Origin of the sequence: Okeania hirsuta, assembly GCF_003838195.1 — a bacterium.
Classification (GTDB): Bacteria; Cyanobacteriota; Cyanobacteriia; order Cyanobacteriales; family Microcoleaceae; genus Okeania; species Okeania hirsuta.
Window position 1 is genome coordinate 21079 of the sequence record NZ_RCBY01000037.1, and the last position, 26123, is coordinate 47201.

Annotated in this window: 20 protein-coding genes and 1 pseudogene; 12 read left to right on the top strand and 9 right to left on the bottom strand. The window is 36.9% G+C overall.

Going from position 1 to position 26123, the window contains the following annotated elements:
- Window positions 1-206 precede the first annotated feature (206 nt).
- The 7 genes and pseudogenes from D5R40_RS09020 to D5R40_RS09050 all read left to right on the top strand — a co-directional run bounded on the left by D5R40_RS09020 (window position 207) and on the right by D5R40_RS09050 (window position 8685).
- Window positions 207-1799: an Hsp70 family protein gene (locus tag D5R40_RS09020; protein WP_124154524.1), complete on the top strand. Its 1593-nt coding sequence runs from the start codon at window positions 207-209 to the stop codon at window positions 1797-1799.
- A gap of 19 nt (window positions 1800-1818) precedes the next feature.
- Entirely contained in the window at window positions 1819-2079 is a 261-nt protein-coding gene (locus D5R40_RS09025) for a hypothetical protein (RefSeq protein WP_124146062.1), read from the top strand.
- Between the two features lie 36 nt (window positions 2080-2115).
- Window positions 2116-2706, top strand: coding sequence for a hypothetical protein (locus tag D5R40_RS09030; protein ID WP_124146061.1), 591 nt, complete (start codon window positions 2116-2118; stop codon window positions 2704-2706).
- Window positions 2707-2723: 17 nt separating this feature from the next.
- Window positions 2724-3008, top strand: a pseudogene (locus D5R40_RS09035) (Hsp70 family protein); the annotation flags it as partial.
- Window positions 3009-3337: 329 nt separating this feature from the next.
- Window positions 3338-3751, top strand: coding sequence for a hypothetical protein (locus D5R40_RS09040; RefSeq protein WP_124146060.1), 414 nt, complete (start codon window positions 3338-3340; stop codon window positions 3749-3751).
- A gap of 727 nt (window positions 3752-4478) precedes the next feature.
- Complete coding sequence (locus D5R40_RS09045; protein ID WP_124154525.1) at window positions 4479-6380, top strand: serine/threonine-protein kinase; 1902 nt, start codon at window positions 4479-4481, stop codon at window positions 6378-6380.
- A 421-nt stretch (window positions 6381-6801) separates the two neighbouring features.
- On the top strand, window positions 6802-8685 hold the full coding sequence (locus D5R40_RS09050; protein ID WP_124154526.1) for a serine/threonine-protein kinase: 1884 nt from the start codon (window positions 6802-6804) through the stop codon (window positions 8683-8685).
- 199 nt (window positions 8686-8884) lie between these two features.
- On the opposite strand, the gene D5R40_RS09055 is transcribed toward D5R40_RS09050, so the two are convergent.
- The gene (locus D5R40_RS09055) at window positions 8885-9307 is read right to left on the bottom strand and encodes a PEP-CTERM sorting domain-containing protein (protein WP_124146057.1); all 423 of its coding nucleotides are present in this window, start codon (window positions 9305-9307) and stop codon (window positions 8885-8887) included.
- 109 nt (window positions 9308-9416) lie between these two features.
- Between D5R40_RS09055 and D5R40_RS34900 the strand changes: the two genes are divergently transcribed.
- On the top strand, window positions 9417-9584 hold the full coding sequence (locus D5R40_RS34900) for a hypothetical protein (protein WP_161564959.1): 168 nt from the start codon (window positions 9417-9419) through the stop codon (window positions 9582-9584).
- Window positions 9585-10129: 545 nt separating this feature from the next.
- On the opposite strand, the gene mtnA is transcribed toward D5R40_RS34900, so the two are convergent.
- Together mtnA and D5R40_RS09065 are read right to left on the bottom strand one after the other, a co-directional pair.
- Window positions 10130-11176: an S-methyl-5-thioribose-1-phosphate isomerase gene (gene mtnA / locus D5R40_RS09060; RefSeq protein WP_124154527.1), complete on the bottom strand. Its 1047-nt coding sequence runs from the start codon at window positions 11174-11176 to the stop codon at window positions 10130-10132.
- A 435-nt stretch (window positions 11177-11611) separates the two neighbouring features.
- Entirely contained in the window at window positions 11612-12898 is a 1287-nt protein-coding gene (locus tag D5R40_RS09065; RefSeq protein ID WP_124154528.1) for an NAD(P)/FAD-dependent oxidoreductase, read from the bottom strand.
- Window positions 12899-13678: 780 nt separating this feature from the next.
- Here D5R40_RS09065 and D5R40_RS09070 point away from each other — a divergent pair.
- The gene (locus D5R40_RS09070) at window positions 13679-15028 is read left to right on the top strand and encodes a flippase (protein ID WP_124154529.1); all 1350 of its coding nucleotides are present in this window, start codon (window positions 13679-13681) and stop codon (window positions 15026-15028) included.
- 14 nt (window positions 15029-15042) lie between these two features.
- Here D5R40_RS09070 and D5R40_RS09075 read toward each other — a convergent pair whose 3' ends face one another.
- The 6 genes from D5R40_RS09075 to hpsJ-B all read right to left on the bottom strand — a co-directional run bounded on the left by D5R40_RS09075 (window position 15043) and on the right by hpsJ-B (window position 22985).
- The gene (locus D5R40_RS09075) at window positions 15043-16227 is read right to left on the bottom strand and encodes a hypothetical protein (protein WP_124146053.1); all 1185 of its coding nucleotides are present in this window, start codon (window positions 16225-16227) and stop codon (window positions 15043-15045) included.
- A 226-nt stretch (window positions 16228-16453) separates the two neighbouring features.
- Window positions 16454-17632: a citrate/2-methylcitrate synthase gene (locus D5R40_RS09080; RefSeq protein ID WP_124146052.1), complete on the bottom strand. Its 1179-nt coding sequence runs from the start codon at window positions 17630-17632 to the stop codon at window positions 16454-16456.
- Window positions 17633-17832: 200 nt separating this feature from the next.
- On the bottom strand, window positions 17833-18666 hold the full coding sequence (locus D5R40_RS09085) for a TauD/TfdA dioxygenase family protein (protein WP_124146051.1): 834 nt from the start codon (window positions 18664-18666) through the stop codon (window positions 17833-17835).
- A gap of 161 nt (window positions 18667-18827) precedes the next feature.
- Entirely contained in the window at window positions 18828-20735 is a 1908-nt protein-coding gene (dxs, locus tag D5R40_RS09090) for a 1-deoxy-D-xylulose-5-phosphate synthase (RefSeq protein ID WP_124154530.1), read from the bottom strand.
- A gap of 193 nt (window positions 20736-20928) precedes the next feature.
- A complete protein-coding gene (locus tag D5R40_RS09095) occupies window positions 20929-21810 on the bottom strand; it encodes a glycosyltransferase family 2 protein (RefSeq protein WP_124154531.1) in 882 nt (293 codons plus the stop codon).
- A gap of 341 nt (window positions 21811-22151) precedes the next feature.
- Window positions 22152-22985: a hormogonium polysaccharide biosynthesis protein HpsJ gene (gene hpsJ-B, locus D5R40_RS09100; protein ID WP_124147521.1), complete on the bottom strand. Its 834-nt coding sequence runs from the start codon at window positions 22983-22985 to the stop codon at window positions 22152-22154.
- Window positions 22986-23521: 536 nt separating this feature from the next.
- Here hpsJ-B and D5R40_RS09105 point away from each other — a divergent pair.
- The 3 genes from D5R40_RS09105 (at window position 23522) to D5R40_RS09115 (ending at window position 25729) form a co-directional block, all read left to right on the top strand.
- On the top strand, window positions 23522-24253 hold the full coding sequence (locus tag D5R40_RS09105; RefSeq protein ID WP_124147522.1) for a response regulator transcription factor: 732 nt from the start codon (window positions 23522-23524) through the stop codon (window positions 24251-24253).
- Entirely contained in the window at window positions 24235-24741 is a 507-nt protein-coding gene (gene rfaE2, locus D5R40_RS09110; RefSeq protein ID WP_124147523.1) for a D-glycero-beta-D-manno-heptose 1-phosphate adenylyltransferase, read from the top strand. The genes D5R40_RS09105 and rfaE2 overlap by 19 nt, the downstream gene beginning before the upstream one ends.
- A gap of 268 nt (window positions 24742-25009) precedes the next feature.
- Window positions 25010-25729 carry a GUN4 domain-containing protein gene (locus tag D5R40_RS09115; protein WP_124147524.1) on the top strand — a complete coding sequence of 240 codons (720 nt, stop codon included), beginning with the start codon at window positions 25010-25012 and terminating at the stop codon, window positions 25727-25729.
- The last annotated feature ends 394 nt before the right edge of the window (window positions 25730-26123 follow it).

Genomic DNA, 26123 nt, shown 5'->3' on the forward strand with positions numbered 1-26123 from the left:
CACAAAGAAAATGATAAAATCAATTATCGTACAGAAATTATCAATTATTCCCCTCCACCGGAGGGGGAGGGGCGAGGGGTGGGTTCCCTATTCCCTATTCCCTATTCCCTCATTTGGTGGAGATGTCTATTCTTGTTTGTGATTGATAAATCAAGCTATCCTCATTATAATTCTGAGTAATATGGCATATTAAATTGGATAGCTGAATGGCGATCGCGATAGACTTTGGAACAAGTAACACGGTAATCTCCCGTTGGAATCAAACAACTCAACAGCCTGAAATTGTTAAATTACCAGGTTTGTCAATTATTTCTGGACAAAATCCACCTCTAATTCCTAGTTTAGTTTATGTGGAAAATGCTGCTGAAAAGAAAGTAGTAATAGGTCAGCAAGTTAGAGATAAAGGTTACGATATTAATACAGACTCTCGATTTTTTCGGAATTTTAAACGGGGTATTGGCTCAGATATTAAAGGGTTTTTGCCTGAACTTGATGGTCAAATAGTTTCTTTTGAACAAGTAGGAGAGTTATTTTTACAAGAAGTTGTAGCTGGTATTCGGAAAGTGCCTTTGCCTGTAGAATCTTTAATTTTTACTGTTCCGGTAGATAGTTTTGAGGCTTATCGTAATTGGTTGGGTGAGGTTTGCCAGTCTCTACAGGTTGACCAAGTAAGAATGATTGATGAACCTACTGCCGCAGCTTTAGGTTATGCAATGAAAGAGGCAGAAATTTTATTGGTGGTTGATTTTGGTGGCGGAACTTTAGATTTATCTTTGGTGCGGTTGGATAATTCGATACAAAAACAACCTTTGGGTTTTATTCTGAAATGGGGTGAAAAATCTTTTGGTAAAAGTTCAAATCAAAAGCCAAAAATTGCCAGAGTTTTGGCAAAATCAGGACAGAATTTAGGGGGGTCGGATATTGATAATTGGTTAGTGGATTATTTTGTCAAAAATCAAGGTATTGAAAAGACTCCTTTAACTACTCGTTTGGCAGAAAAGTTAAAGATTCAATTGTCTTTACAACAGCAGGCAACGGAAGTTTATTTTGATGATGAAAATTTAGAAAGTTATGAGTTGGAATTAGGGCGAGATGGCTTTGAGGAAATTCTCAAGGAAAAGGGATTTTTTGTCAGTCTTGATAATTCCATGAATCAGGTTTTACAGCAGGCAAAAAGACAAGGAATAGAATTATCAGAAATTGATGCTGTTTTATTGGTGGGAGGAACAGTACAAATACCAGCAGTTCAAAGGTGGGTAAAAGAATATTTTGATGCTGCAAAAATTCGTTGTGAAAAACCTTTTGAAGCAATTTCTCAGGGAGCATTGCAATTAACTCAAGGAGTTGAGGTTAAGGACTTTTTGTATCACAGTTATGGTATCCGCTATTGGGATAGAAGGAAAAATGCTCATAGTTGGCATCCTTTGATTAAGTCTGGTCAACCATATCCAATGAGTAATCCTGTGGAGTTGGTTTTGGGTGCTTCGGTGAATAGTCAACCCAGTATTGAATTAATTTTGGGAGAGTTAGGTGCTGAGTCTGGTGGGACAGAAGTTTATTTCGATGGCGATCGCCTAATTACTCGCAAAATATCAGGAGAGGAAACTTCAGTACAGCCTTTAAATGATAAAGAAGGAGGTCGTAATATTGCTCAATTAATTCCTCCCGGAAATCCTGGAAGCGATCGAATTAAGGTATTGTTTTGGGTGGATGAATCTAGATTTCTCAGAATAACAGTAGAGGATTTATTAACTAATGAAATTTTATTAAATGAGCAAGCTGTTGTGCAGTTGAGTTAATATATTTGTTGATGGTATTATGTTTAATTATCGTTTAGTATATGGTTATGGAGAAAATCTAGATAGAAAGAAAAAATATGTTATCTTTGGGGACTCCTATTCTCAATTTTTTGCTCCCCACCAAAGGTACAAAAACATAGAAGTTCATTTATATAAAATACCGGGAGCTCCAATGACAGGTTTTGGTAAGAGAGAATCTACCTTAAAAGTTGCCGATAAAATCAGACAAACAATTTATGAGCATCAAGATTTAGATTTACTAATTTTAAAGTTTGGTTAAGTAGATGTCGATCTAGGATATTATTACAGATTGGTTGTGAAGCAAGAAAATATAAAGTTTCTTGATTTTGCTGAGAAAGTAATCTCAATGTATTTTGATTTTATTAACAGTTTAGGATTAGAAAAAAGGCTAATTTATATTTTGGGTATTAATTTACCATCTATTTTTAGTCAGAAGAATGCACTTAGAAAAGTACATAGACAAATAACTCGTGCAGTTCAAAATAAAGAGAAAGTTAAAGAGCTAAAAAAATATTTATTCGACTGTCTACCTGATATATATGAAAGAACAAATAGAAGTATTATGTTTAATAAAATATTAAATAGTTTTTGTCAAAAAAATAATCTAGCTTATAGTGACTTTCTTCAAAAAACTCTAGATTTAGAAACAGGAATCTTAAAAAAAGAGTTTCATGTACCAGAGGACAATGACGATCATTTTATAAATAATCGTTATACATGGAAATTGTATGGGAGTAAGTTGCAATCGATTAGTTCAGAACAAGATAAAACTCGAGTAAAAACAGTACAATCATTACAAATGCAAGAATTGGAAAACAAATTAATCAAACTTAGAGAATGGGAATGTAAGTTAGAAGAGATTAAAGATAAATTGAAGCAAATATAATAGCATATTATAGAACTCTCTTAGGAGAATTGGAGGTTAAGTCTGGCGGCACAGAAGTTTATTTCGATGGCGATCGCCTAATTACTCGCAAAATATCTGGAGAACAAACAGTAGTAAAACCTTTAAATGACCGAGAGGGAGGTCGTAGTATTGCTCAATTAAATCCTCCCGGAAATCCTGGAAGCGATCGAATTAAGGTATTGTTTTGGGTCGATGAATCTAGATTTTTCAGAATAACAGTAGAAGATTTATTGAATAATGAAATTTTATTAAATGAGCAAGCTGTTGTGCAGTTGAGTTAGTGTCGCTACGCGGAAGTTAAAAGTCAAAAGTTAAAAGTCAAAAGTATTGATTTGTAATTGTTTTAGGATTTTGTAACCAGTTATTTCTGCCATCCTGCATTAGTATGTTTTTAGACAATAGACATCTCTATAAAAGAGGGGGTAGGGAGTAGGGGAAAATAATTGATAATTTCTGTAGGATAATTGCTTTAATTTTTAATTTTTGGAGATGTCTAATATATATGTAATTTTTGAGGAGGAAATAAAAAAAATTATATTTTATGAATGAAAGTAATTGTATCGAAGTTAATGGTATTAGCTTTAAAATTCTAGTGCCATAACAGGTATTAGTGCTTCCTAAAAAAGACCTAATTCAAAAACTTTCGGATATAGGAAAACATCTATCAACACGACCTTTACATCCGTCCCCAGGATATCCGGTGGAGATAGGAATTAGGATTACCAATAATAGCGATCGCCCTCTTTACTTTAGTTTTTCTTTTGGATTATTTCCTGAGATTATTAGGGCTAAAGATGGTGCAAGTGTACCATTTGATATAGGGTGGTTGACCTCCGCTGCACCACTAAAATCTGATTTTATTTTAGCTATACCGGGAGAAAGTATCAGCTTTTTTCTTGATGCCAAAATCTGTTGGCTTTGTGGTAAAAACTATGGTTTTAGTACCTCATTTAGAGGTGAGAGATTACTTATTCAACCTCTCCATTCAGAACGGTATCAACTTCGGTTGATATATGAACATTAGAAAGATACTGAAGAATGCTATGACTTTCTTAACAAACAAACTTAAGTAATTGAAGGATTGTGGACGGGTCAAGTATTAACTCCATTTGTAGATATTTGCTTAGTCAATAACTAAGGTTGAAAAATTAGATTTTGACAGAAATAAACATCAAGTAATAACTTTATTTTTGGAAGTTAGGATACTCAAAGTAGAACAGTTTCCTTAAATGGATAGATAATAATGAGATTCCCTTCAATACCCATTAATAAGTTAAGCACAATGAAACCAGCAGAATCTTTTGACAATAATAATAATGAAGTAAATAACATACGCTTAACTGATACTAAAAACATTCCCTTGATAAAATTTCACTAATTTGCTTCTCCACCAGTTTTCTGACTTCCTTCTTCCTTCTACAAAAGCGATCGCGAATGCTACTTCACACAAAAACCAAGAAAAATTAATTTATGTTTAACTTAAGCCAATTCTGACAGAAACAACAATATAGTTGATAAAAAACTCTCAAAACTTATCTTGCCTATTCTTAAAAAGTGACAATAAATTGATAAACTCCAATAATCAAATTCAGTCAAAAATTCCTAAGCAAAATATAATCAATATAGCACTACGCAAATAGGTTAGGACATTTATAAATGCTCAAAGGTAGTCAGGGATTACTTCTGACTTCTGACTTCTGACTTTTGACTTGCGCGTAGCGCCATATTATCCTTAGCTAAAAATCATCGGCATGAGTCATTGCCTCAACCCCAACTGTCAAATTCCCCAAAACCCAGACTGGAATATATATTGTCAAAACTGTGGCTCAAAACTACTACTCAAAGACCGCTATCGTCCCCTTAACCTCATTGGACAAGGAGGTTTTGGCAGAACATTCTTAGCTATCGACGAAGACAAACCCTCCAAACCCTATTGCGTCATTAAACAATTTTTTCCAGCATCCCAAGGCACAAACAATATCAGCAAAGCTGCCGAACTCTTTGAAAAAGAAGCTACAAGATTAGACGAATTGGGCAGACATTCCCAAATCCCCGAATTAATGGCCCACTTCATCCAGGATGGGCGACAATACTTAGTGCAAGAATTCATCGCCGGACAAAATCTAGGCCAAGCTCTGGAAATCGAAGGACCTTACAATGAAGAGAAAATTAAAGCTTTACTCAATAATTTACTGCCAGTGTTGCAGTTTATCCACTCTCACAACGTTATTCACCGTGACATAAAACCAGACAATATTATTCGTCGTCAAAACAGTAACAGTCAGTTAGTATTAGTAGATTTTGGTGCTGCCAAATATGCTCTCGGAACGGCACTCTTGAAAACAGGTACCACTATTGGCACTCCGGAATACACCGCTCCAGAACAAAACCGAGGCAAAGCAGTATTTGCAAGTGACTTATATAGTTTGGGGGTGACTTGTTTACACCTTTTGACCAACGTTTCCCCTTTTGAGTTATTTGATGTGGGTGACGGTACTTGGGTGTGGCGACGTTATTTAAAGAGTAATTCTGTGAGCGAACAGTTGGGTTATGTTTTAGATAAACTAGTGGAAAATGCTATTAACCGTCGCTATCAGTCTGTTTACGAAGTCATCAAAACTTTAAATGCTAATACTCAAGTCAACTTGACTCATATTCAAGATCAAACTGCTATCCAAACTCCGGAGGTTACACCTAAACCCCTAGCAACTCAAACTTGGAAATGTCTACATACTCTCACCAGTCATCAAAAATGGGTTTGTTCCGTTGCTTTTAGTCCTGATGACAATATTGTGGCGAGTGGGAGTGAGGATGAAACTGTTAAGTTGTGGCAAGTAGATAGTGGCAGAGAAATATTGACTATGTTTGGACATTCGGGTTATGTCAACTCTGTTGCTTTTAGTCGGGATGGCAAAATATTAGCTAGTGGGAGTGAAGACAAAACTATTAGACTTTGGGAAGTTAAGACGGGGAAACTTCTTTGTATTCTTGGTGACTGGAGTCTGGGAGAATATTTTGGTCATTCTAAGGGAGTAACGGCGATCGCTTTCAGTCCCGATGGCAAAATTTTGGCTAGCGCAAGTAAGGATAATAATATTAAAATTTGGCGACTTGGGGACGATATTTATGAACCTAGCTATGGGAAAGTGATAATGACTTTGACTGGGCATTCACGACCAGTGCGTGCGGTTGCTTTTAGTCCTGATGGCAAAATTTTGGCGAGTGGAAGTGAAGATAATACGATTAAATTATGGGATCTAAATTTAGGTAATGCTGTTCAGACTCTATGCAATTATTATCAAGGGATACATTATATTTATGCGGTTGCTTTTAGCTGTGATGGTAAAACTTTAGTTAGTGGTGGTCGCGATCGAAATATTAAAATTTGGCAAATAGACCAAGGTGAAATATTAAAGACTTTGGAAGGACATTCAAGAGATATTTGTGCCATAGCTTTTAGTCCTCAAGGAGATATTATTGCTAGTGGTAGTGAGGATGAAACTATTAAGATTTGGCATTGGGAAACTGGTCAGCAAATAGCTAATTTAGAAGGTCATTTAAAATATGTTAATTCTGTTACTTTTTCTCAGGACGGAAAGAGTTTAGCTAGTGGTAGTAGTGATAATACAATTAAAATTTGGCAACAGGAGTAACAAAGTCAAAAATCAAAAGTCAAAAGTCAAAAAATTATAAAGTCAAAAAATTATAAAGTCAAAAATTATTATTATGTCAATTAAGCTCTTCTAAAACACCTTTTTTAAGTCAACAGTCAAAAGTCAAAAGTCAAAAATTATTATTATGTCAATTAAGCTCTTCTAAAGCACCTTTTTTAAGTCAAAAGTCAAAAGTTAAAATTCAAAAATTATCAAAATAACATGGGTCTAAAACCCCGCCTTTTAAGGCACAATATTTTTGGAGAGTTGCTCAAATCCCCTACTTCCCCTCCTGGGAGGGGGAGGGGCGAGGGGTGGGTTAACTTCTGACTTCTGACTTCTGACTTCTGACTTCTGACTTCTGACTTCGTTAATATGGTGTGCTGACTAAATTTTATCGTTAGGAGAGTAGAAAAAAAAGATGAATTACTGCCTTAAAGAAAATTGCAAAAATCCTAATTCTCCACCAGAAGCTAGAATTTGTCTACCTTGTGGTTCTATGTTACTTTTAAAAGACCGCTATAGAGCCATTAAAATGATTGGTCAAGGAGGTTTCAGCAAAACTTATTTAGCAGTAGATCAAGACAAACCTTCTAAACCACCATGTATAATTAAACAATTTTATTTTATCTCACAAAATGAAGTAGATATAAAAAGAGGGATCGCTTTGTTTGAAAAAGAAGCAGAAAAATTAGATACTTTAGGAAAACATCCCCAAATAGCTGAATTATTAGCAAATTTACATGATGATTATTGTCAATATTTAGTCCAAGAATTTATACCTGGAAAAAACTTAGCTCAAGTTTTAGAAACAGAAGGAATATTTTCCGAATATCAAATTCGAGAACTATTAAATAGTCTGCTGCCAGTGCTAGAATTTATTCACTCCCACAACATTATTCATCAAGATATTAAACCTGAAAATATAATTCGTCGTTTACCATCAAATTCTGCTTATCAAGCAGGAATAAAAGGTCAATTTGTATTAGTAGATTTTGATGTAGCAAAACAGTTAACTGGAACTCCAATATTTAAACCAGGCACAATATTATGTACTCCCGAATATGTAGCTCCAGAACAACTCAAAGGTAGAGCAAATTTTGCCAGTGACCTATACAGTTTAGGCGTAACCTGCATCAATTTACTGACCAATATTTCTCCATTTAAACTATTTGATACTGGGGAAAATAAATGGGTATGGCGAGATTATTTAATCGATAATCCGATTAGCAAAGAATTGGGAAATATTCTCGATAAATTAATTACTGCAGCTACAAACAAACGTTATAAATCTGCTACAGATGTCTTAAAAGATTTGAATTACGGGAAATTACCACCCCCACCTACACAATCTTTACTCCAATTTTCATTCCCAAAAATTTCTCTCAAAGATACAAATTATGTACCAGGATTACATCTTTATTCTTGGGGAAAACCTCAAACTATTTCCGGTCATTTAAGTTCAGTTTCATCAGTTGCTATTAGCCCAGATAATCAAATGATTGCTAGTGGTAGTTTTGACCGGACAATTAAATTGTGGAAATTATCTACAGGAGAATTATTAGACTCTTTTGTGGCTTCTAATATAGTTTTATCAATTGCTTTTAATCCTCAAAGTAATATCCTAGCTATTGGTAATGTTGGTGGAATTATTAATATTTGGGATTTAGCTACAGGTACAATCAGTTGCAGTTTATCCAGACATTCTGATTCTATTGTTTCAATGCCAGTAGTATTTAGCTCAAATGGAGATTTTATTGCCAGTGGTAGTGACGACCGGACTATTAAAATTTGGCATCAAGAAACTTGTCAACTTTTGTACAGCATCAAAAATTCTCGTGGCATTAATGTAGTTGCTTTTAGCCCCGATGGCAAAATTCTTGCTAGTGGTAGTAGCGATAATGTGATTAAATTATGGGAAGTAGAAACAGGTAATCTTATAGATAAATTAATCGGACATACTAGAGATATTAATACAATTGCTTTTAGTCCTGACGGTAAAGTTTTAGTCAGTGGTAGTAGCGATAAAACAATTAAATTATGGTCTGTAGAAAAATGCCAATTAATTAAAACAATTACTGGGCATTCTGATTGGGTTAGGTCTGTAATTTGTTTGGATAAAAAAACAATAATTAGTGGCAGTGCAGATAAAACTATTAAGATTTGGGAGATGAAAACTGGAGAAGTTATTAAGACTTTGAACGGTCATACTAAAGATGTAAATTCTGTGGCAATTAGCGGTTATGATAATACAATTGTGAGTGGAAGTAGTGACAATACCGTCAAAATTTGGCGTTGTGAATAAAAGGGTAAGTCAGTGCTTTAAGTAAGGCTTACTTAATACATTTTAAACTTTGATTGATCGTGGTTTAGAGAACTATTAAAACTGCTAAAATTAGGAGACATACCCTACCTAATATTTTCAATATTTTCAGGTACGTCTTCCAGTAAAATAAAAAATAGTCGTTTGATAATTAGGTTGGCACTAAATTGAGGCTGTGAACCTATTTGTTTTGCTTCTGTTTGCACTTGAGGGAAATAGCACCTAAAGCACTGACTCCAAGTAAACCTAATAAAGAAGCAGGTTCTGGCACTGGCACCATGGTAAATGCAACATTATCAATAAGCTCACCCAAACCTTCAGGATTTGAATTAGAGAATTGAATTGCTGTGATGGACTCGCCAGGAGCAAAAATTCCAAAGAAAGTCCCTACAAGATTTGCTGGAACAACTCGAGAGGTTATCTCACCACTGGTGCCCAGGATAGTGACAGTGGTTTCTCCAGGATTTGCCAAACCAAATAGATCGAAGCCAACTGCATTAATTGGATCTGTAAAACTCAATTCAAAATTTAAGTCATTCACAAAAGCGTTAGGACCAATTAGATCAGAAGGTGCACCAAAAAAACCCTCTGTGAGCAAAACCATACCAGTGGTGGCTGGTCCTATAGAAGAGAATTCTAATCCAGGCTCAATCCAGGGTGCAGTTGCGTTATTCAGGACTGGAAATAAAAAAACGCTATCATCAGCAAGGCCATTGTCCTCAAAATCTTCTAGAGTCAGACTAGGGGTTGCTGCATCAAATGCTGCACGATCGCTAAATCAAGTAAATGCTTGGGCTGCCATGGTATCTAGGGCAATCAGGGTAGCACCTAGGGCGGCAGTTGAAGCATACTTGGCAACAGTTGTAAGTTTAATCATGTAAATGGTCTTATCGAGCAATAGCTAAGTTTACAGTAATCAAAAGGTAGTTTAAAATTCTTCTGACTGTTCAACTAAACCTACCCACAAGCACAATCAGAGAGCTTGCGAAGTAAGTTAGATATGACAGAACATTTTTAAAGGCCAGTGAATTTAAGTGAATCTGCTTAGATAAAGCTTTTTCAAATTCAGTATCTGTATTATCACGCTACCCAATTTTGTTTGCAAGGATTTTTGGGCTTCTTTACTGAAACTTCAATTTTTCCGATGGTGTTTTTAGTAGTTTAAATTAGTGGAATTAATTGCCAAATAAAGCTTTGAGGTGCATACTTATACAAAAATAAATTATGAAGTTTTGATGAAGCTAGATTTGATAGTACAACTAGGAAGTTTAGGAGTGATAAAATAACTGGATTTTTGGGAAAAGATCAAGTAAAATAATTTAATATTGTGTAATCTAGCTGCGAGCGTAGTTGAAGGAAAAGTTAGGACATATCAAAAGTAAAACTTAGACAACGCCAAATTTTTCCCCTTTCCTTCTGCTATACTTTAGAGTTGAGCCTGAAACTGTTTCAAATCTCCCGGCGCAACTGTACCGTATTCTGTCATAATTCCTGCAATTAATTCCGCAGGGGTAACATCAAATGCTGGATTATAAAATTCTACTCCTTGCGGACAAATGCGTGTTTCTCCTACTTGATATATTTCCACTGCATCTCTCTGTTCAATTGGTATTTGACTACCATCAGATATTTTGAAGTCTATTGTTGATAAAGGTGCTGCCACAAAAAAGGGAATATTATGTGCCTTCGCAACAATAGCTAAACTATAAGTACCAATTTTATTAGCAGTATCTCCGTTAGCAGCAATTCTATCAGCTCCAACTACTACAGCATGAATTAAACCTTGTTTCATACAGTGAGCAGCCATATTATCGCTTATTAAAGTAACAGGAATACCTTCTTGCACGCATTCCCAAGTCGTGAGTTTTGCACCTTGGAGACGGGGACGAGTTTCATCCGCATAGACTTTCCCTAGTCTACCCCCTCCCCACGCTGAACTAAAGACATTTAAGACTGCAGTACCCGCCAAAGCACCAGCATTACAGTGAGTTAAAATGTTTAATTTTTCTGGAGAAGTCGGTAAAACTTCTATTGCGCGATCGCCAATATTTTTACAAGTTTGTAAATTGTCTGCTTGAATATTTTTAGCAGTTTCTAATAAAGCCGTTTGAATTTCTTCTACAGAGCTATTCGTTTCATTTGCTACTTTTAACATTCGCTCAATTGCCCAAAATAAATTAACAGCAGTTGGGCGAGTTTGTCGTAACATTACAGCCACTTCTTCTAACTGTTTTAAGAACTCATTTCTATCAGTTATAGAAATTTCTTTTGCCCCTAAATACATTCCATAAGCCGCTGATACACCAATAGCTGGTGCCCCACGAACTATCATTGTTTTAATAGCTCTTGCCATCTCCGTAGAGTTATTAATTTCTACAGTTTTATATTCTCCTGGTAGGCAAGTTTGGTCGATTAATACAACACGGTCATTTTGCCAAATAATCGGATTAACCTCTGTAATTTTAGACATCATAATTTTTCCCCATGTATCATAGATAATATCCAATTCAAATAAATAGTAGGTTGGGTTAAGCCACAGCGCAATCCAACAATTATAGTAATTTTAAATAGACATCTCCAATATTGAAGAAGGAGACAGGAGACAGGAGACAGGAGACAGGAGGAAAATTACTTATGGATTCTCACCCCAAGTAATTTTGAACACCGTGTAGACGGTGGGGTATTAAACCCACAAAGAAAATGATAAAAAATAAAATTAATTATCCCACAGAAATTATCAATTCTTTCCCCCTACTAATCCTTACCAAAAATTGTGGTTTAAAGCCTCCCCTTTGAAGGGCATAATAAAGAAAAATTTTCATGATTAGTCAATCCTATCCGTTTTAAAGGAGAGGTAATAATTAATTATTAATTATTAATTGTTGAATCCCTCTTTTGGAGGAGATGTCTAATTCTTCCTACCAAAATAATGAGTTAATAACTCATAGCTGATAGCTGATAGCTGACCGCTGAATGCTTGTACTTGTTGCCAAACTAACTTTATTTTACGTTGTAAATATTTACCCAATCCTTTATACAACTTTTGAAAATTGTATGCAAATAAAATATTCATCATATCCTCTACTGTCAAAGATCTTAAATAATTCACTCCTTTATCAATCAACTCATCACTATCTTGCATATATCTTCTGCGCCCCATTTGTTCAGAAATGTTCCATTTTATGGCATATCGTCTCTGCATTTCTCTTTGGTAGGAACGAAAACTAGATAAGCGTTGATCGAGATATTTTTCTATATATTTACTAGCTATTTCTGCATTATCCATACCATGTCTAATTCCTTCCCCACCCAACATATTAATAGTAGATACAGCATCACCAATAGCAATAATATTATCTTGATAATAAATATCCTTTAATCCCACAGAATATCTAACAGTTGAACCATGAGAATCAATTAATTCATACTCCTCAAGTTTCATATAATCTTTAATCAATAATTCTAGATACCATCTCATAGATTTCGTTTCAACTATTTGTTTATGTTCTAGATTAAACCGCGCCACACCTATTTTTAATCTGTGCTTTTCTGGTTCCATAGGAAAAATCCAAGAATAACCCTTTGGCATCCATTTATGCCCTAAGAAAAAAATCAAATCCTTAGCGTATTTCTCATATTCTCTTCCTTCAACTTCTATTAAATATTCAATTCCCGCAGCCGTTAAAAATTGAGGTTGCCCACTTTTTTTGTCATACATTACTGCTCTTGCTGGTCCTGTTGCATCAACCAAAACTTCTGTACTAACAGTAAATTTTTCACCTCCGAAACGCCTCATTTCTACAACAGTCTTTCCCTCTTCTTGAAAATTTTTTGTGTAGCGACAACCCATCCAAACTTTACCGCCATAACTTTCCACCTCTCCCGCCAAAAATTCTCTAAGTTTGGCAAAATTTAAAACTGCTCCTAATATTTTTGGTGATGCCCAGGTATGATTAACATTAGTTGTCACAATACTAATTTTCTGCCAATAACTACCAACTACTGTTTCTGGTAAATCAAATTTATCGAGAGTTTCTTGAGGAGTTGCAGCACTAGAAAAGTCATTTTTATTAAATGTTTCGTGTTGTTCAACTAATAAAACTTTGCGTCCCAATTTTGCCAAACTTCTAGCACATTGACAACCTGCTGGACCTGCTCCAATAACTACTACATTAAAATCATTTCTATTGTTCATAATTTCTGATTTACCAATAATACTTAATAAGTATTTGATTTTTCCTAAATAATTTAACAGTTTACTCTAAATTAATCAGCGGTAGTTGTAGATTTAGTTTCAATCTACTCCAAACTATTATATCTACAGGACTTACGCAAATTTACCTTTAAAACACCATATGCACGGGCGAATGCCATTCGCTTTCACTGGATTTAGTGTCTGTGCGTAAGTCCTGATCTACAGAGATATCAAATATTTGTGTTATACTTTAAAGCTCAGTAAGTTTACGCAGAAATAGGTGCTTGATATGAAGAGTCTGTGAAATTAGGAATAACCACTTGCAATTTACAATTTGTAGCAAACATTTATCAAATTGGTATTATCTACATATTTTAGGGTTATGTGGTAAACTCTAGCCTGGGAGGATTTGGTAATTTCCCAATTGACATTAATTGGGAATTGTCAATTACTGATAATACCCGCTCAGGAATAAAAGAGCGATCATGCTCAGAAAAACCAACAACTCTAATGGTGACTCTATAGTGTTTATTATGTCGTGTTAGCTGTGAGAACCCGATCCGATCAGTTAGTAAAGGGAACCTATCCCACTAATAAGACTTTTGCTAAAAACTCTAAATATGTTGATAGTTAAAAACGAAAAATAAAGCTTTTCAAACACATTTTACTTAAACAAATAAACTTGTTAAAAATAGTGGGATAGCTTCTAAAGGAGTATTTCTGGTCTAGTACCTATGAGGAATAGAACCGCCCTTTGGAATAATTAATGAATTAGCATTTATGACTCAAACCTCATTACCACAAACTCAAGAAAATTTCAATTTAAACCTTATAATTAAAGATGTCAAAGTAGCATTAATTCTCAAATTAGCGGGGCTAACACTGACATACTTAGTACAAGTATTTCTGGCACGATGGATGGGCAAAACTGAGTACGGCATTTATGAGTATGTCATCTCTTGGTCATTGTTAATCGCAATTCCCGCCGGACTAGGTTTGCCTCGCACAGCGTTACGCTTAATTGCTGAATACCAAGTTAAACAAGATTGGGGACGCTTGCGCGGCATCGTCCGTGGTGGCTGGTTGCTGACTGTGTTGACGAGTTTCGGGCTATCTCTAGCAAGTACAGGTCTTATATTGTTGCTGAATCATTATCACACCTTTGCCTACGCGACACCACTTCTGATTGGGATTTGGTTGGTACCGCTACAGGCTTTGGTGCAGTTGCAGTTGGAAACAGCTAGGGGGATGAAAGATGTAACTTTAGCTTACGCACCTTCTGAAGTAATCTGGCCAATATTATTGCTGTTAGGAGGATGGTTTTTTTGGCACAAAAACCATGCCCTTGGCAGCATCACAACAATCGAACTGGCAATGTTGATGCTAGCGATCGCCCTCTCGTTTCAGTTCTGGCAGTTGTGGAGCAAACTGAACAAAGAGGTTGAGGTAACAACCCCTGTTTATTGCTATCGCGAGTGGATAGACATTGCCCTAATTTTGCTATTACAAGTGGGATTTAAAACTATTTTGAGTCAAACAGATATTGTGATGGTGGGTTCCTTGATTGGACCTGAGCAGGCGGGTATTTACAGTGCGGCAGTAAAGACAGCCATTTGGGTGGCTTTTATTTTGCAGACCATTAATATTGTAGTTGCACCTGTCTTTACTGAGCTTTACACCCAAAACGATCAGCAGGGGCTACAAAACCTAGTCTCCAAGGTGACTGTCTGGATTTTCTGGTTTTCTCTCGCCATCGGTTCTATCCTCATTGTCTTCGCTCAGCCTGTGATGGGACTGTTTGGGCCGGAATTCATCGTCGCTCACTGGCAGCTAAAGATTTTGGTTTTAGGACAAATGGTGAATGCTTTATGTGGCTCTGTCGGCTTGTTGATGGTAATGACAGGTCATCAAAATCAAGCTGTTGTTGTTTACGGTTATACCGCCTTAATCAATATAGTTTTGAATGGGATATTAATTCCCATCTTCGGCTCTATTGGAGCGGCGATCGCAACTGGCTTGACAATGGCAATGTCTAATATTTGGCTAACTGTCCTCGTGTTTAGGAATCTGGGGATTTACTCTTCTGTTTTTTATAGTTTCTTCCAGACGGAAGGCGATCGCCAACAATAATTCCGGATTTAGTATTAGTTGGCCTGCTGCCAGTAAGCATCCACCACAGCAAAGGAATCTCCAAACAATTCTGAGTTGAGTTTTTCTTCTCCCAGAGCTGTTTTCGTTTTGCCATTGACAATACTATCTAGCAGAGAATTTATTTCTGGTGCGGGCTTTTCATGCTTGTGAAAAATGGCGATTGCATAAGCAACAAAAGGATGAATATCTCCTAGTTTCAAGCTTTCGCTCCCTGCCACAGTCTGCTCTAATTGCTGCCAAGATGGTATAGCCATATTTTCTGGTGCGTAGAGCAGATCAAGGTAAATGGGAATCAGTTCCCAAATATGCTCTCGTGACTGAAGTGGAAAAGCATGGGGTTCTATAGCTTCTCCAAGCACTAACGGCTGGATTTCATTACTATTACGTGCCTTCCTAACTTGAATGCGGTTGCTATCTCTGGGATCGAAAATCTTTTCCTGGGACTGCGCCAGTAAATCCCGACCAAACTCCTTGACATTATCAACTTCAAAACCCAATTGCTCAATTGTCTTAGCAATTGCATATTCTGGATTTTTCCTGAGTTCAATCAAATCCAAAACTGCCAGTTTTTTTGAACTTCCCGTCATTGTTGATCGCAGCAAATTCCAATCGTGAATTAGCCTCTGCCATTGCTGGAAGTTATAACTAATGGTTGTTCCCGACCATGCTGGCTTGAGGCTTTGGAGTTTTACCACTTCTGTAACCTGAGCCTTCTCCATTACTAAAGCAGGATTCCCCATTAATAAGCCATTGCCCTTAAACATCAAGTCAGCCATATAGGATAACCATGATAGATACTGTAAATGAGGTTCTCGGATTATGAACAGAAACTTTTTGGGAATCTGAATCCATTGGGACCATATTTGCGGATGAAAGAAACAAGAAACTTCTTTCACCAGAATTGTAACGTGGCTTTTCTGCTGGAGCATCTCCTCTATCTTATCGGCAATTAAGCCACAACCTGCTTCGTATATATCAGCATCAAAGGGAAGTTTGTTCTGTCTCAGGAGACCCCCTAGCTTGTCGTACAGACCCACAAAAGGCTGATGGATTGCTCCGTCCGCTAGCTGGGCAAAAATAACTTCTGTGATCGTCGATCCGCTTCTAGCTGTTCCATGAATGTAAAGTATCGTCGCCTTCCCTTCACTGACCAACTGTTCTAACCTTGCTTCGCTCATCAAATTTTTCCTGGTATTTCTAGAATAACTTACTTCTGAAAAATGGGGCGTTGCTAAACCAAAGGATGAATCTTTGCAGAAAAAGTAAACCCTATCTTTTACTTTATAAGTTTAAAACTATAATTCATTCTTCTATGCAATGCCTCTACACTTTTGCTCCTGGGAGCAGTAGGGGTTAGTCCCCACACCTCCATACTAATTGATATGCTCTCAAATCTATTAATTTTCACTTCACACCAACAGCAAAAGGACCAAACCATTTGCGAATCTCCTCACTGGTAGCACCAAAAGGAGGTTTATCTTTTTGCTCCAGAATATGAGCAACCATTGCTGAAGTCCGCGAACATAGGAATAGTCCTGTTCCATAGGGGGGTCTCATTCCCAGAGACAAAAATACAGCAGCGCTAATGCTATCAATGTTTGGATAAATTCCCCGTTTCTCTTTCAAAAACTCTGCCGTAATATCATAAATTTGAAGAAAGTCCGATCGCATATCGATCTCCGATATAATTGACCGTAGACGAGGGTTTCTTGAATCTGCCTTAAACATTGGGTGTCCAAAACCGTGGATCTTCTCCTTTTTAGCCAGGCGATCTTCCAATATCTTGATCGTTACTGCTTCTATATCTCCCGAACATTGTTTGTGAACGGCAGTAAAGAACTCCATTGCTTTTTCGCAAGCTCCAACATGGGATGGGCCTGCCGCTGTAAAACCTGCTGCGATCGCTTGGTGCATAGGAACTCTCGTACTCGTGGCAACCCTGGGCAACATAACTGAGGGAGCAAGAAACCCCCAACCAGCATGCAAGCTAACCATAATATCGTTGAATATTTTTCTCTCAGTTGAGTTGCTAAAATTTCTGTTAGTACAAAGCGTAAATATAGATTCAATATAGTCTTTCCCCTCAGTCAAAACTCTTTTCCCATAAGTTTTTTGGTGGTCAAAAAATTTTTCCTTATTTTCTTTAATCCACTGGATACTTTCGAGAGCAATAACCATTAAGGAAGGAATTAGACCAACATAATATAGTCCAATTTGACTGTCTCGATCCAATCCTATTGCCTCCAAGTCAACGAGCGCGATCGTCTGTTCAAATGACTTCGTTTTGTCAACCATTAACCCTGCAATAATTGCCTGAGAATAAGTTGCACCCGAAGCGACTACAGTTTTAATCACTTCTATAGCTGTATCCTCCTCTGTTAAAGAAGAAAGCGCACTTGCAAGATAGCGATCGAGAAGTTGTTCTTGGGATGGAGTTGCCTCTTTGCCCATCAATAAGTGATAAATAGCCCCAGTAAATGTCAAATTACCAATTAGGTCGTTCAGATTCCTATTCCGAACGTACAGTTCCTCTGGATTGAGAGTAGGTCCGTCTATATCTGTACCGTGATATTTATATTCCATGTTACAATAACTCCTTAACCGGGCTTATCAACGAAATTTCGTGATTTGAACAACAAAAATTAGGGTAATAAACCCTGTTTATTGTGTGAAATAATTTCCTGTAATTACTGTAGTGTCAAACTTTTAAGCCTATAAAATCTTACTTTTAACTTTTGACTTTTAACTTTTGACTTCCGTAAAACGGTATACATTCTCAGCATTCAGTACGGCTTGTCCCCAGCCAATGTAACACGATGCATGATACGTTTGAACCCTTGATAGTCATTCACCGGATTATGCTGAGTGCAGCGATTATCCCAGAAGGCAAGGGAACCACGCTGCCAGCGAAAGCGGCAGGTGAACTCCGGTCTGACTTGATGCTCGAAGAGATAGTCTAGCAGAGGTCGGCTTTCGGACACCGTCCACCCCTGAAAGTGCTTTGTATGGTTAGTGTTTATGTAAAGCGCCTTCCTCCCAGTTTCTGGGTGCGTGCGCACTACTGGATGGGTGCCGACTATCACCTCCTGCTCAAGACTAGCATTGCTTAGAAAGGCATGAGCTTTTGACGAGGTGTTGATGCCAACAAGTCCTTGCAGGGTCTCCTTAAGACCTTCCGATAGGGTTTCGTAAGCCATATACTGGTTGGCGAAAAGAGTGTCGCCACCGTATGGCGGAATCTCAACAGCGTAGAGGATACTCCCCATCGGTGGACGCTCTAGATAGGTAGTATCGGAATGCCACATACCCCCAAAGTTCGCCCGCTCATGCTCCAACTTCACTACCGGTGTGATCTGCGGACATTTAGGCAATCCCTGAAGCAGCGGGTACTCCATTACCTTACCAAACTTCTGGGCGAAGGCAAGCTGTTGGTGAGGGGTAAGTTCTTGATTAGTGAAAAAGATCGCTAAGTGATCGAGAAAGGCAAGGCGAATCTCCTCAACGACTTCACTTTTGAGGGGTTCTGCCAGATTTACCCCTTGGATTTCAGCCCCAATTGCACCTGCGATCGGATGCACTTTAATGTAGCTATAGTTCCGGTGTACCGCGTTGTCCATTATTTCCCCTTTTGCATAAATTTTGCTTTTTCTACTTAAGAATAAAAATTAAATAAGACAGCAAATAAGCCTTTAAGAGAAAAACTTGTAGGGAGGTTCCATGGAATCTCCCTAAATTAACTTTTCACCAGAAGTCTATTTAAAAACTTCCAACAAAAATATTAAACGTTAACAGTGGATAACTTCGACTTAAAACTCTGCAAAATACGTTCTGCCATCTGAGAAGGAGTCAAACCTAAATCTGCCTTCGACTCATCAGGTTTAGCATGATCTACCAACTTATCAGGTACACCCAAACGTAACACAGGTGCAAGCACATTATTATCCATCAATGTTTCCGTAACTGCCGAACCAAAGCCACCCATCAAACAACCTTCCTCCATAGTCACAACTTTTCCGATACGTTGTGCCAAAGGCAAAATTAATTCTGTGTCCAAAGGCTTGACAAAACGAGCATTTACCACTGTAGCTGCAATACCATGTTCGCTGAGAATTTCGGCAGTTTGCACGGCAGGATGTACCATCGAACCATAGCCCAATATCAAAACATCATCGCCATTACGGAGAATTTCACCCTTACCAATAGGAATAGCTTCCCAACCCTCTTCCATTAATGGCACACCATAACCATTACCACGAGGATACCGCATCGCAATAGGACCATTTGTATAGTTAATCCCAGTAACCACCATCCGTTGCAACTCACCCTCATCTTTAGGTGCCATGATTACCATATTGGGGATACAACGTAAATAGGCAATATCATACATTCCCTGGTGAGTAGGGCCATCAGATCCCACAATTCCAGCGCGGTCTAAACAGAAGAACACAGGTAACTTTTGAATACAAACATCATGGATAATTTGGTCATAAGCTCGTTGTAAGAAAGTCGAGTAAATACCCGCCACAGGTCGCATCCCTTCACAAGCTAACCCCGCAGCTAGAGTAACAGCGTGTTGTTCGGCAATACCAACATCAATATATTGTTTTGGCAACTTAGCATGAAGTTTATCCAGACAGGTACCAGTTCCCATGGCAGCAGTAATACCGATAATTTTAGGATTATTTTCGGCAAGTTTAACCAGGGTATGGGCAAAAACTTTAGAGTATTTGGGAGGCTTTGGCTTGTTTGCTGGTAAAGCTTTGCCAGTAGCTAGATTAAAGGGATTTTGAGCATGATAGCCGACTTGATCTTCTTCTGCCACCGCATATCCTTTACCCTTAGTTGTAGAAACATGAACTAATACAGGCCCAGGAATTTCGTGAGCTTGCTTGAAGGTTGTAATTAGTTCTTCTAAGTTATGTCCATCAACAGGACCAATATAAGTGAAGCCCAATTCTTCAATAACTGCTCCCACTTTTGATACTGCCAAACGCTTCATCCCTTCTTTGAGCCTTTCCATTTCTGGTGTAAAGGTTTCACCTACAAAGGGAATATGTTTGAATTGTTCTTCTAAATTATCTTTGAGAAACTGGATTGGTGGAGAGAGGCGCATTTTGTTAAGATAGCGAGAAATAGCTCCCACATTAGGAGAGATGGACATCTCATTATCATTTAGCACTACCAGCATATTAGTTTTAGGTAAGTGACCTGCATGGTTAATAGCTTCTAAGGCCATACCACCAGTTAGAGCGCCATCACCGATAATTGCTGCTACCTTAAAATTCTCTCCTTTCATATCTCTAGCTAAGGCCATTCCTAAAGCAGCAGAGATACTTGTAGAAGCATGACCCGCACCGAAATGGTCGAATTTGCTTTCACAACGTTTTAGATAACCTGCCACCCCATCTTTTTGCCGCAAGGTATGGAAATTGTGATATCGACCCGTGATAATTTTGTGGGGATAAGCTTGGTGGCCGACATCCCATAGGACTTTGTCCCGATCTAGATCGAGAGTTTGGTAGAGACCCAGGGTCAGTTCTACTACTCCTAATCCCGGACCTAGATGTCCTCCACTGGTGGCAACAGTTTCTAGATGTTTTTCTCTTATTTGTCTAGCAATTTCTTCTAATTGATGAATTGAAAGACCCTGCAACTGGTTAGGATGAGAAATTTCGCTCAGATGCATACTTTAAATTTATTTAGGTTTTGTGTAGATTTACGATTTTTACTGGGGAATATTGACGATTAATTTTGATTTACCTTGCAATACTCAAGTTATGAATCAGCCTTTGTGGGTGGGGCTACATAATATAATCAGTAAACTCAACAACTTAATCAGTATAGCTATTTAGCAGTTGTTCCAATGGTTAAGTTATATTTCACCCTTGTGCCTCTATTTCTACTTTTGATGAATTGGCATCGATGACTGAAGTTAATGATGGTACAGGCATATTTTTTATTTCCCAGACTTTAATTAGTATGAGATATTCGTAGAAAGCTTGCAAGGTACACCAAGCTAATCCTGCTTGGCCATCAAGAAATCCTTTCAGGAAAATATACATATATATGAAGCGAATTATTGGCCTAAAGGGCAAGCGTAAGGAAAAATCTTTGAGGGCACGTCTTCTATCTACTTCTGAAACTCCAAAAAATAGATTTTTCCAAGATACGTTTCCTGTTTCTAGTTGTCTAACTGTTTCTGCTGCTTCATCTGTAGAATAGCGATTGTGCTTTTCTATCCACCGAGAAATTCCTTTGCTACAGGTGTAGTGGGGATAAGTTTCTTTCAAAAAACTTGTGGGACCGTCACAAACTTCTCTTTCTGTGTGACCATAATCGGTAAACCATACTTTGTCTTTACGAAATAAGCGCATCTGGTACCGGGGATATTGTGTGCTGTAGCGAATCCAAGTCCCCATAAACATGACCCGCTCTGCAACATAATACCCAATATATTCTTTTTGACTGTTTATTACTTCTAGGCATTCGTTGAATAATTCCGGGGTCATTCGTTCATCTGCTTCTAGGATATAGACCCATTCGTATTTTGTAGGAACTTCCTCTAGCATCCATGTTCGTTGTTTTCCATGGCTTTCAAATTTGTGTGGAACTATTCTTACATTATAATGTTTTGCTATTTCTACAGTCCGATCGCTACTTAAGGAGTCTACTATTATAATGTCATCTGACAACATTGCTGACCCAATACAAGCAGCGATATCTATCTCTTCGTTGTAAGTCAGTATATAAATTGAGAACATTCGGTAAATTTTAGTAACTGCTCTTTGTTATTAAGCTCGTAAATGCGGAAATGAAATTATGATATTCAAAGGTAGGGCATTGATCATTAGGATGAAGTTTATACCTTATCCTTACTGTCAACAATTAACTCTTACCTAATAATTAAGGTTTACAGCCTTTCCTTTAAAGGATAAAAAATAAAAAAAATTTCCCTTTTGCGTCAACCCTCTTGTTTTTAAGGAGAGGTAATTATTAATTGTTAATTATTAATTATTAATTGTTGAATGCCCTACCTAATTATTTAAAGTTCTTATCTCTAAATACTGTAAATATTGTGAGATATTATTTTGCATTCAATTAACTATCTAGCAGGATTTTGGCGACGTCCTTTACCTTTAATAATTCCCATATTTTTTAAACCTGTCCAACCAATCATAATGTAGCCTACTGCTAAAAGTAAACTGCTAAAACCTGTTCTAACACTTGATTTAAAAGAATTGCTGTTAGCTTGTTCTTCTAATTCTTGCTTGCGAGTACGAATTCTAGTTAAAAGTTGAGTTGGTAATTGTTGTGCCTGACGATTGAGAAATTCATCTATAATTTGAGGATTTTGTTTTGATTGTTCTAACAAGCTTTTCACTTGCTCTGATAATTGTTCATTTTCTAACGCTTCATTCAGCCTAGTTTCATCTCCTAACAAAGTACTAAATTGATTTTTTAATTGACTTTGTCTTTGTTGTATCTGATTTTGAAATTCGCTGGTACTGACACGAGCTTCTAATTGTGTTTCAGCTGTACTTGCTTGCTGATTTATTCGTTCAATGGCCTCTGCCCGAGCTAGACGAGTATTATTTAAATGTAGAGGAAATAGTAACAAATATATTAGTCCTAATAAGCTCGCTAGTAAAAGTCCCCAAAATCTCAAATCTAATATGGAGGATGTGGAGTTATTTTGGAGGCCAGAATTACTGGTTACCCAATAGCCTGTAAATAATAAGGCCATTCCTACCATAGGAATAATTCCTCGATCAACTAACTGTGTCACTAGACCAATTTGCCATGCTCTACTACTTATATTGAAAGGAATTGACAATACTACAAAGTCAAGTAGAGAAGACAAAATCATAATTATCCCTACTATTGTAAGAGTCCTAGCAGCTATGGAGGAATATTGACGAATGTTTGTTGCTTTCATGGCATTTTACTCAGTTATAAAATTATCGTTCATTTGTGGGTATAGCAGGTCTTAAATTCTGAGGATGCACTCTACTACTGATGGTACTGAAGTATATATTGTGTAATAATGGTCTATAAATAGTCCAAACTGCTACCATTTTTTACAATACCCAATTTTTTTACTTGACTAAGCTTATTTTAACAGTTTTATTTTTGATCTTCAAACCTATCATATTGACTTTTTTATAGTAATTTTCAAATAAATTAGGAAAGATTGCGTATTAAGTTAAATAACAATCTCAAAAAAATTAATTGATTCAGTAATTGTTAAAAACAAGAAATAATGCTAAAAACTACAGTCGACAAAAAAAAATACTAATGAAAATCACAAATATAGTCATTTCAGTTTAGATTGAGACAAGGGTTTCTTGCCTTGAAAGACTTTCAGCAGAAAAAGTGTTTCATTCTTATTTGAAATTACTAGATCTACTATATCATATTAAAAAAAGATATTATTCTAGTATAAATGGGTAAACGAGGAGGATTAAATCAGCAATGAACGATAACATTGAGAACAAGAAACAAATACTAATAGTAGATGATGAAGACAGCTTAAGAATTCTATTAAAACGACATCTAGAATTACAAGGATATGAGGTCAAAGATACAAATTCTGGTTTAGATGCACTATCAATATTAGAACAATTAAATCCGGATTTAATTGTTTCTGATATAATGATGCCACAAATGGATGGTTTGGAATTTTGTCAACGTTTACGCTCTAGTGATTTAGGTAAATTAGTACCATTTATATTTCTATCGAGTAAAGGAGAGTTAGAAGACAGAATTTTGGGTTTATCTATGGGAGCAGATGATTATATAAATAAGCCTGTTGAAATGCGAGAATTGGTAGCAAAAATTGAGGCTCAATTAGACCGTTCTCGTCGAGTTCATTTGGAAATAAAAAAGCTTATTGAAAAGCATCTAACTCAAACAACAAAATCTCAGGAAATCCCCGAACCACTACCTCTAACTCCAGCAGAAGAAAGAGTTTTTTGGGAAGTAGCTCAAGGTTTGACAAATAAACAGATCAGCGATCGCCTATTTATTAGTCCTCGAACTGTACAAACTCATTTGAGTAAAATAATGAGAAAGTTAAGTTTAGAAAATCGCTCCCAGTTGGTTCGTTATGCTTTTGAAAATGGATATCAAGTACCTACTGGACAAAACGTCAATGAAGATCAAACATTAAAGATAAATATTAAAGAATGGACTCCCAAAAACTAATTTCTGGTTTGTACAATTTAATTGAACTAGAACAGACAATCAATTTTCAACCAACTGATTGGCGACCTTTAGTATTTACAAATGGATGCTTTGATCTACTTCATGCAGGACATATTCGCTATTTATGGGCAGCTAAATCTTTGGGACGCTCGCTAATAGTAGGGTTAAATAGTGATCGATCGGTACAAAAAATTAAGCCACAACAATCGGGATATCCTGTGCGGCCAATTATTCCCCAAGACCAACGGGCAGAAGTTTTAGTCGCTCTGAAACCAGTGGACGGAGTAGTAATGTTTGATGAAACGACTGCTACTCATCTGATAGAACGGCTGAAACCTGATATCTATGTTAAAGGTGGGGACTATTCGGTTGAAACATTACCCGAAGCATCAATAGTTATGGGATATGGTGGTAAAATTTCTTTAGTTCAAATAGAAGTTTCGACTTCCACTACTGCAATTATTAATCGTATTTTAGATAATAAATAGTTGTAAATTACCAATTAATATGAAATACTAAGATTTTGGCTACAAATACGCACGGCTGTTTCCAGGAGTCAGGTAGGGGAGCCATCAGTAGGGCGAGGTACAGGAGGGCCGAGTTAGTAGGAACAACCTACATATCATTTATTAGAGTAAAACTCTGTTTTGAGTCAAATCGACATTTCTGGGTAAAGTTTTTTAACCAGCTAAATTATTCGTAGCATTCTTTTTTATATTTCATATAACTTCAAAAGCTGAAATACACAGTAATTTTATGACAGAATCAAGGATTAATTCTACAACAAACGCTTCATCTAATATAGCTGAACTGCAGTCTCAATTAGAATCTGGTTCTGAAAAAAAACAGCTACAAGTAATTCCTATTTTGGCCCAAACAGGGAATGATGGTTGGCAAATATTAATGGAATTTTTACAAGCACAAAAATCAGATTCACCTACTATAATTTCAGGAAAAATATACCAAGTTTTACGTCAAATAGATTCATCGAAAGTTGATGAATTTATAAATAAAAACTTTCCTCTAGGAATTGTACCGATCAAATCAGAATCTAATGTTGACTATAGTCATATACAAATCAAACTAGCTCATCAAGATTTTTTAGAAGCTGATAAATTAACTATGCAAAAATTGTGTGAATTGGCAGGAGAGGCAGCTATACAAAGAAAATGGCTTTATTTTTCAGAAGTAGATAGTATTCCTATTCCAGATTTCCAGACTATTAATACTATGTGGTTGGTTTATTCAGAAGGTAAATTTGGGTATTCTGTACAGAGAGAAATGTGGTTAAGGGTAGGTAAAAATTGGGATAAGTTGCTGCCCAAAATTGGCTGGAAAAATGGCAATACTTGGACGAGATATCCAAATGAATTTACCTGGGATTTGAGTGCGCCAAAAGGCCATCTACCTCTATCCAATTTACTGCGTGGGGTGCGAATGTTTGCCTCTATATTATCTCATCCCGCTTGGTCTTAATCGGAATGGCGATCGCCTTCAATTAGGGTTTGCTGAAAAAGTTTTTTTCAGGAGTAGGGAAGTAGGGGAGTGGGGGAGTAGTTAGGAGGAGCGGAGAATAGAATTTAATTAGGAGGTAGTCGGAACAATTATTAGAGTGATTTTTCTGCAATTATTATGCCTTTTATGCTAACTTTTTGAGGGTTTTGGACTGAAAACCTGGTATTTTTTTCAACCCAAAAAAGGCTTTAGCCTATCTCAGTCAATGGTTTGAAATTTAATCGGTAAGCCATAATTAAAGAGGATGCATCTCAATAGGTACATCTCAATATTTGCAAAAATACTCTTTTTCTATATATTCCCTGTTGCCTGTTGCCTGTTGCCTGTTGCCTAAAAGCGATAAATTTTTGGCTTT